4 protein-coding genes and 1 pseudogene are annotated in these 1648 nt (G+C 56.9%); 2 read left to right on the top strand and 3 right to left on the bottom strand.

From position 1 onward, the window contains the following. Positions 1 to 238: pseudogene (locus tag GJ633_RS16520) on the bottom strand (DoxX family protein); the annotation flags it as partial. On the opposite strand from GJ633_RS16520, the gene GJ633_RS16515 reads away from it, so the two are divergent. Both GJ633_RS16515 and GJ633_RS16510 read left to right on the top strand, forming a co-directional pair. After that, complete coding sequence (locus GJ633_RS16515) at positions 237 to 584, top strand: helix-turn-helix domain-containing protein (RefSeq protein ID WP_321169136.1); 348 nt, start codon at positions 237 to 239, stop codon at positions 582 to 584. The pseudogene GJ633_RS16520 and the gene GJ633_RS16515 overlap by 2 nt on opposite strands. Before the next feature lie 3 nt (positions 585 to 587). Beyond that, positions 588 to 860 carry a hypothetical protein gene (locus GJ633_RS16510; RefSeq protein ID WP_156589633.1) on the top strand — a complete coding sequence of 91 codons (273 nt, stop codon included), beginning with the start codon at positions 588 to 590 and terminating at the stop codon, positions 858 to 860. A gap of 208 nt (positions 861 to 1068) precedes the next feature. Here the strand turns inward: GJ633_RS16510 and GJ633_RS16505 are convergent, their stop codons facing one another. Together GJ633_RS16505 and GJ633_RS16500 are read right to left on the bottom strand one after the other, a co-directional pair. Further along, positions 1069 to 1374: a helix-turn-helix transcriptional regulator gene (locus GJ633_RS16505; protein ID WP_156589632.1), complete on the bottom strand. Its 306-nt coding sequence runs from the start codon at positions 1372 to 1374 to the stop codon at positions 1069 to 1071. An 81-nt stretch (positions 1375 to 1455) separates the two neighbouring features. Continuing rightward, positions 1456 to 1648, bottom strand: a 193-nt coding sequence (locus tag GJ633_RS16500) for an ATP-binding cassette domain-containing protein (RefSeq protein ID WP_156589631.1), incomplete at its 5' end; no start/stop codon positions are given.

Genomic DNA, 1648 nt, shown 5'->3' with positions numbered 1-1648 from the left:
CGACGAACCACGGCGTCGACCCCATCCACGCGAACATCCCCGCGAGCGGGTTGCCGTTCGTCGCCGCGACGTTCGACAGGTAGCCGCCGGCGGCGAACTCGCCCGTGATCTTCGTGAATCCGGAGTACGCGAACGCGTACCCCATCATGAGCCGGAGCGCGAGCACGAACCACGCGCTGAGGCTGTGGACCTTCCCGCCGACGGTCAGGCCGCCGACGCTACTCTCGAGCTGGTTCATACCGGAGTCCGATCCGCCGGAGGTCTTCGCCACACTCGACGACGAGTACGCCCGCGACATCCTCGTGGCGACGAAGACCGACCGACTGTCCGCGAAGGATCTCAGCGAAGAATGTGACATGTCGCGTCCGACCGTCTCACGCCGTGTCACCCGGCTCGTCGAGCAGGGTCTCCTTGAAGAGTACACGCACGTCGACCTGGGAGGGAGACACTACAGCGAGCATGAGGCGCGCCTCGAACGCATCGAAGTCCTCCTCCAAGCAGAGGGCTTCGACGTCACCATCGACGTCCGGCCGGACCCCGCCGACCGGATCACGTCTATTTTCGAAGAGATACGGGGAGACTGACTCATGGAACACACGTTATTCGTCATCGGCAAGCTGTTCACGACCGCGTTGGCGCTGGTTATCGCGTATCAGGCCTACCGTGGGTACCAACGGCATCACACGCAGTTACTACTGTATGTCGCAGCTGGCTTCCTGGTTGGGCTTGGTGGCCTCCTCGAGGGTGTACTCTTCGAAGTCCTCCAGGTATCAATCTTCGAAGCGGGATTCGTCGCAGCACTCGTCACCGCAGCCGGGATGCTGTCGATCCTCTACGCTCTGTATGCCCCAAATCCCTGAATATTCGGGACGTTTATTCCCGAGAACGATCGTGAAGCCGTGTTCGAACCTGGTTATACAACCCACATAGAGGGGATCGGGCTTGGGGTCGGTATCATCGCCGAAGTGACTACTGTACATTGGTGGGAGATTCAAGTGGTGGGGAGTAACGCTGGTGACGCTCGGTTCGAGATTTTCGGTGTCAGAACTATCGAGTAAAGCGGCGAGGTCAAGCTGTTCTCGATCGCGACGCTTCGGCCTCGTGGTCAATATACTCGGCTTCCCATTCAGTTCGCGCCTCGATTTCTCTGGTACCTCGGCGGGTAGTCTTGTACTCGTTAGTTCGTCGGTCGCGCTGGCTCTTTTCGACGAGCCCTTTCTCAACAAGCGTATCGAGATTCGGATACAGACGTCCGTGATGGATCTCTTTTTCGTAGTAGTCTTCGAGCTCGTCTTTGATCGCGAGCCCGTGTGGATCATCCAGACCGGCTATCACGTACAGCAAGTCGCGCTGAAAGCCTGTGAGGTCATACATACCCTACCTTACGTATTCAAGTTTTGAAATACTATTGATCTTCGAATTGATTCTCTAATATCATATTTGTCCGGCCGTTCACTAAGGAATGCCTAAGTATGGGAATTCATCGAGACTATTCCAATCTCTGATCGCATCGCGATCCAAGACAGGAGTCCCGTCGATCCACGCCTGATCGTCTGTCGGCTGGGTCAGTGATATCAACATTCGCATTGTCGTCTTACCGGCGTCGTTTGCTCCGAGAAACCCGTATTCTGTGCCGTGGTCAACGGAA

Source organism: Halorubrum sp. CBA1125, assembly GCF_009742825.1.
GTDB lineage: Archaea > Halobacteriota > Halobacteria > Halobacteriales > Haloferacaceae > Halorubrum.
This window is presented reverse-complemented; position numbering and strand designations above follow the sequence as displayed.

Bases quoted from the DNA above. Each gene is read 5' to 3' on its own strand.
- GJ633_RS16505 (WP_156589632.1), bottom strand. From the start codon at position 1,374: ATGTATGACCTCACAGGCTTTCAGCGCGACTTGCTGTACGTGATAGCC.
- GJ633_RS16510 (WP_156589633.1), top strand. From the start codon at position 588: ATGGAACACACGTTATTCGTCATCGGCAAGCTGTTCACGACCGCGTTG.